At 68.7% G+C, this 5,029-nt stretch carries 7 protein-coding genes; 1 reads left to right on the top strand and 6 read right to left on the bottom strand.

Features of this window, described 5'->3' with window-relative positions:
• Positions 1-128 (top strand): hypothetical protein (locus RMO04_RS18800; RefSeq protein WP_309646302.1); only part of this gene is annotated, 128 nt, incomplete at its 5' end.
• Here the strand turns inward: RMO04_RS18800 and lpxB are convergent.
• The 6 genes from lpxB to RMO04_RS18830 all read right to left on the bottom strand — a co-directional run.
• A complete protein-coding gene (lpxB, locus tag RMO04_RS18805; protein WP_309646297.1) occupies positions 125-1,282 on the bottom strand; it encodes a lipid-A-disaccharide synthase in 1,158 nt (385 codons plus the stop codon). The genes RMO04_RS18800 and lpxB overlap by 4 nt on opposite strands.
• On the bottom strand, positions 1,279-2,124 hold the full coding sequence (locus RMO04_RS18810) for a UDP-2,3-diacylglucosamine diphosphatase (protein ID WP_309646298.1): 846 nt from the start codon (positions 2,122-2,124) through the stop codon (positions 1,279-1,281). The genes lpxB and RMO04_RS18810 overlap by 4 nt, the downstream gene beginning before the upstream one ends.
• A gap of 10 nt (positions 2,125-2,134) precedes the next feature.
• Complete coding sequence (gene lpxA / locus RMO04_RS18815) at positions 2,135-2,926, bottom strand: acyl-ACP--UDP-N-acetylglucosamine O-acyltransferase (protein WP_309646303.1); 792 nt, start codon at positions 2,924-2,926, stop codon at positions 2,135-2,137.
• A gap of 2 nt (positions 2,927-2,928) precedes the next feature.
• On the bottom strand, positions 2,929-3,405 hold the full coding sequence (gene fabZ, locus RMO04_RS18820; RefSeq protein ID WP_309646299.1) for a 3-hydroxyacyl-ACP dehydratase FabZ: 477 nt from the start codon (positions 3,403-3,405) through the stop codon (positions 2,929-2,931).
• Entirely contained in the window at positions 3,402-4,421 is a 1,020-nt protein-coding gene (lpxD, locus tag RMO04_RS18825) for a UDP-3-O-(3-hydroxymyristoyl)glucosamine N-acyltransferase (RefSeq protein WP_309646300.1), read from the bottom strand. Before lpxD ends, fabZ begins: the two co-directional genes overlap by 4 nt.
• A gap of 41 nt (positions 4,422-4,462) precedes the next feature.
• Positions 4,463-5,029: OmpH family outer membrane protein (locus RMO04_RS18830; RefSeq protein ID WP_309646301.1), on the bottom strand; the 567-nt coding region annotated here is incomplete at its 5' end.

The raw sequence follows: 5,029 nt of genomic DNA on the forward strand, positions 1-5,029 counted from the left end.
CCCGCACCGTGGGTTGGATCAGCCAGTGGAGGGAAATGATCGAGGATCCGTCGCAAAAGATCGGCCGCCCGAGGCAGATCTATACCGGCGCCCCGGCGCGCGACTACCTAGCGGTCGACAAGCGCTAAGCCCGCTCGGCGATCAATTTTAGAACGGCTATCGCGGCGGCCTCCGAGGGATCGGGGCCGCCGCGACCCATTTTGTCCAGGGCTGCGTACTGAGCCTCAACCTGGGCGTAGCGCGTACCCGGGAAATCGAGCCGTTCGATCACGGCCGCGGCCAGGGCGGCGCCATTGCAGTCGTCCTGCACGAATTCCGGCGCCACGAAGTCCTGCGCCGCGATGTTGAACAGGGTGATGTAGGGCGTTCGCAGCAGGCGCTTCAGCACCATGTGGGTGAAGTTCCCGAGCCTGTACCCCACGACCACGGGCACGCCGGCCAAGGCCAGCTCGGTGGTCACCGTGCCCGAACAGGCCAGGGCGACCGTCGCGGCTTTCATGGCGTCCAGCTTGGCGGCCTCCCCCTCGACCACATGCGCCCAGGCTCCGGCGACGGCGCGCACCTCGGCGGCCACTGTCGGCGCGGCGGGGATCACCACCTCAAGCCCAGGCCGCTGGACCTTCAAGCGCGCCACGGCGTCGGCGAAGGGCGGCAGCACGCGGGCGATTTCGCTGGGACGGCTGCCGGGCAGGACCAACAGGACCTGAGCGTCGGGGGCGATCCCTAGGTCGTCGCGTAGGCGTGCGCCATCCGCGCTGCTGAAGTCGATGCTGAGGGCGGAATTGCCGACGAAGGTCACCGGCAGGCCCTGCGCCTCGAAGTAGGGCGCGTCGAACTTGTGGATCGAAAGCAGGTGATCGACGCTCGCCGCCAGGGTCTTGGCGCGGCCCGGCCGAGTGGCCCAGACCTGGGGGCCGACATACTTCACCAGCGGCAAGCCGGGTTGTAGCTTCCGAAGTTGCTGGGCGACCCTCAGGGTGAAGCCCCAGGAATCGATCAGCACCACCACATCGGGGCGCTCGCGCTCCGCCAGGGCCACCGTGTCGGCCACCCGCGCCATCACCCGGCGATAGGCCAACAGGCCCTCCAGCAGGCCCAGGATGGAGAGCTGGGATATGTCGAAGGGGCTATCGACACCCTCGGCCGCCATTTTCGAGCCGCCGACCCCGACAAAGCGAACCTGGTCGCCAAGACGGCGCCGCAACGCCTGCGCCAATCCTGCCCCGCGGTCGTCTCCGGAAGCCTCGGCGGCCACCAGCATGACGCACAGGGGCCGGGTCACGGCGCGCCCGGAGGCTCCACGCCGACGATGAACAGGCCAAGCTCGTCGGCCATCTCGATCACCGCCTCGCGGTCCAGCACAAGCAGACGCCCGCTCTCACCCGCGATCCCCGCCAGACCCGCCTCGGCGGCGCGTCGGACGGTGTTCAGGCCGATGGTCGGCAGGTCGATTCGGGTTTCCTGGATGGGCTTGGGCGCCTTGGCCAGCACCCCTCGCGCATTGTCCGGCGTACCGCGGACGGCCGGAGACAGCTTGACCACCCGACCCAACATGGCGTCGGTGCCCTCCTGGGCCTCCACCGCCAGGACCAGGCCGTCGCAGACGACAGCGCCCTGCCCCACGTCCAGTCGGCCGATCTCGCGCGCCACGTGTAGCGCACGCTCCACGTCGACCATCTGCTCGGCGCTGGGTGTCACCCGCCCAAGCGGGCCGGCAGGCAATGTCAGGTCGCCCATGACCTCGTGGGCGCCTTCAACGGCGAAGCCTTCCTTCTCGAACTCGCCCACCAGCGCGCGCAGTAGGGCGTCGTCACCCTTGCGGGCGGCGGCGATCACCGCGGGCAGCGCCATCAGGCCCCGCAGGTCGGGCGCCAGCGCGCGGAAGTCGGGGCGATCGACGTTGCCGACCAGGGTCACGGCGCGACATCCGGCGCGCTTCAGCGCCTTGAAGCACTTGCCCAGTTCGGCGATGCCGATATCGGCGCCGCCGGGGTATCGCGCGATCTCCGGTCCCGCGAAGCCTTTCAGCCGCACGATGAAGAACGGCCGTCCCGCCTGCTGGCAGTGTTCGGCAATCTCGACCGGGAGGGTCCCGCCGCCGGCGATCAATCCAAGCTTCTGCATGGACGCCAGCTTAGACCTCGCGCTCAGGCAAGCACAGGGGGCGGCTGGCGTCGGCGCGTATGAAGTCGATGATCTCCATCACCGGCGGGCTGGCGCCGAACGTCTCGGCGGCGTCGTCCACCCGCTCCTGGAACGTCCCCTCTTCCGCGAAGAGCTGGCGGTAGGCCGACCGCAAGGCGCTGATCGTCTCGCGCGAGAAATCGCGGCGCTTCAGCCCCACCAAGTTCAAACCTTCCAGGTGGGCGTGGTTTCCCCAGACCAGGCCATAGGGAATGACGTCCTTGGTCACGGCGGCCAGACCGCCGATGAACGAGTAGCGACCGACCCGGCAGTACTGATGCACCGCGGCCAGTCCGCTGACCATGACGTGATCGCCGACATAGACGTGGCCGCCAAGGGTCGCGGAGTGCGCCAGGATGACATTGTCGCCCACCACGCAGTCGTGCCCTACGTGGCTGGTGGCCATGAACATGCCGTCGTCGCCGACCTTCGTGACCGCCCCGCCGTTTGGCGTGCCGATGTGCATCGTCACGTGTTCCCAGATGCGGTTTCGGTCACCGATCACCAGCTCCGTCGGCTCGCCCTGATAGCCCGTATGGTGCGGCGGCCCGCCCAGATTGGCGAAGTTGCGGATCGTGCAGTCGGCGCCGATCGTGGTGTGGCCTTCGATGACCACATGCGACAGCAGGCTGGTGCGTGCCCCGATGCGGACATTCTCGCCGATGATGGAATACGGCCCGACCGAGACGCCCTCGGCGAGCTGCGCGCCTGGAGCCACGATGGCGGTGGGATGGATGGTCACGCTCATGGGGTCGGGGTCTCCACCAGCATGGCGGCGAACTCCGCCTCGGCCGCGGTCTTGTCGCCGACTAGGGCCTTGCCCTGGAACTTGAACAGACCGCCGCGCGCGCGCAGCACGCGCACGTTCATGCGCAGCACATCGCCGGGCCGGACGGGATGGCGGAACTTGCAGTTGTCCAGCGAGGTGAACAGAATGGTCTTGCCGGCGCGATCGACGTCCAGCGATTTTGACATCAGCACCGCGCCGGTCTGCGCCATGGCCTCGACGATCAGCACCCCGGGCATCACCGCGTAGTCCGGGAAATGTCCCTGGAAGAATGGCTCGTTGATGGTCACGCACTTGATGCCGACGATGGACTCGCTGGCGCGATAGTCCTCGGCCCGATCAACCAACAGGAAGGGATAGCGGTGCGGAATCCGCTCCAGGATCTCGGTGATGTCGATGGAGGTTTGCACCTCGACGACGGGGGCCTCGCTCATGTGTCAGATCCTTTGCGAACGCCGGCTGACTTCGAAAGCCAGGCGACCTCGCGCATCCATTTCCGAATGGGCTGGGCCGGAACGCCGCCCCAGGTCTCGCCCGCGGGCACGTTGCGGAACAGGCCCGCGGCCGCCGCGATCCTGGCGCCGTTCCCAATAGCGATGTGATCGGCCACCCCGGCCCGGCCACCGAAGGCGACGCCGTCGCCGATCGTCACGCTCCCGGATATGCCAGTATAGGCGGCCATGACGCAGTTCCGTCCCACGCGTACGTTGTGCGCGATGTGCACGAGGTTATCGATTTTGGTGTTCTCGCCCACCACGGTGTCCTCGAACGCCCCGCGGTCAACGCAACTATTGGCACCGATTGTAACGCCGTCCTGCAGGATCACCCGGCCGAGTTGGGGCACGTCGATGACGCCCTGGGCGGCGCCGGTGGCGCCAAAGCCCGGCTCGCCGATTCGTGCTCCAGCCAGGAGCCGCACCCGGTCGCCCAGCAGCGCGAAGCCCAGGCTGGCGCCGGCGCCCACGAAGCAATCGCGCCCGATCGCCACGCCGGGCCCGATCACCGCATTGGCGCCGATCTCGGTTCCGCGGCCGATGCGCGCGCCGGGGCCGATCACCGCGCCGGGCGCCAGGACGACGCCCTCCTCCAGCACGGCGTCGCGCGACACCGCCTCTGGACCGAGGTGGCGCCGGGGCCGGTGGAGACGGTCGGCGGCCAGGGCGTAGCCGGCGTGCGCCGTCGGGGTGACGAGGGCCACGCAGCCCTCCGGGACGAGGTCGAGATCTCGCTCGGACACGAACACGCCGCTGGGTCGCGCCTGGGCAAGCGCCTCAGCGTACTTCCGGTCGGTCAGAAAGGTGACGGTGTCGGGCCTAGCCCGGGCAAGCACCGCCACGGCGCTCACGGTGCGCGCGCCCATCGCCGGGTCGCTCATCCTGGCTCCCGCCACCTTCGCCAGTTCGGCCAGGGTGACGGGTCCAAGGTCTTCAAAGAATCGCGGGTCGGGCATCGAAATCCTTCGGCTCGACCCGGTCTAGCGCGAGTCGCGCCCTATCGGCGGGGCGCGGCGGCCGCGGCGGCGGGCGAGGCTTGGTCCAGACGTTCACGGTCGAAGGCGAACGTGGTGATCTTGGCGTTCAGCGCGGTGACGACCGGGCCGGAGATGTCCATCGCCGGATTGCCGATGACCACGGCGTCGCGGGTCAGCAACAGGCTGCACTGACGCTGCTGATAGACCTGACGGATGATCGGATCCAGCTCCTGGCCGACGCGGCCCAATGCTTTCTGTTGGGTGGCCTGCAACTCGCGTTCACGCAGCTGCGCCTTGCGCTGGAAGGCGTTGGCCTTCACCTGCAGCGCCGAGGCACGGGTCTCGAAGGTGTTCTGGTCGAGCGTGGCGCGCTGGCCTTCGAGGGTCTTGGCCTCGGTTTGCATGGCCGTGTCCTCGGCCTTCAGCTCGGCCTGAACCTGGGTCGCGATCTGCTGCAGGCGGGTTTGGACATACTTGCCGACGGTCGAAGTGCCGATGGCGCCCTCGAGCGACACGGTGCAGACGCCCGCGAGGGCCGGACCGTGAGTGATCGCCGGCGCGGCCGCGGCCGCCGCGGGCGCCGGGGC

The sequence above is a fragment of the Phenylobacterium sp. genome (assembly GCF_031412415.1).
GTDB lineage: Bacteria > Pseudomonadota > Alphaproteobacteria > Caulobacterales > Caulobacteraceae > Phenylobacterium.

Coding starts and splice junctions, on each gene's coding strand:
- RMO04_RS18810 (WP_309646298.1), bottom strand. CDS start 2,124: ATGCAGAAGCTTGGATTGATCGCCGGCGGCGGGACCCTCCCGGTCGAG.
- fabZ (WP_309646299.1), bottom strand. CDS start 3,405: ATGAGCGAGGCCCCCGTCGTCGAGGTGCAAACCTCCATCGACATCACC.
- lpxD (WP_309646300.1), bottom strand. CDS start 4,421: ATGCCCGACCCGCGATTCTTTGAAGACCTTGGACCCGTCACCCTGGCC.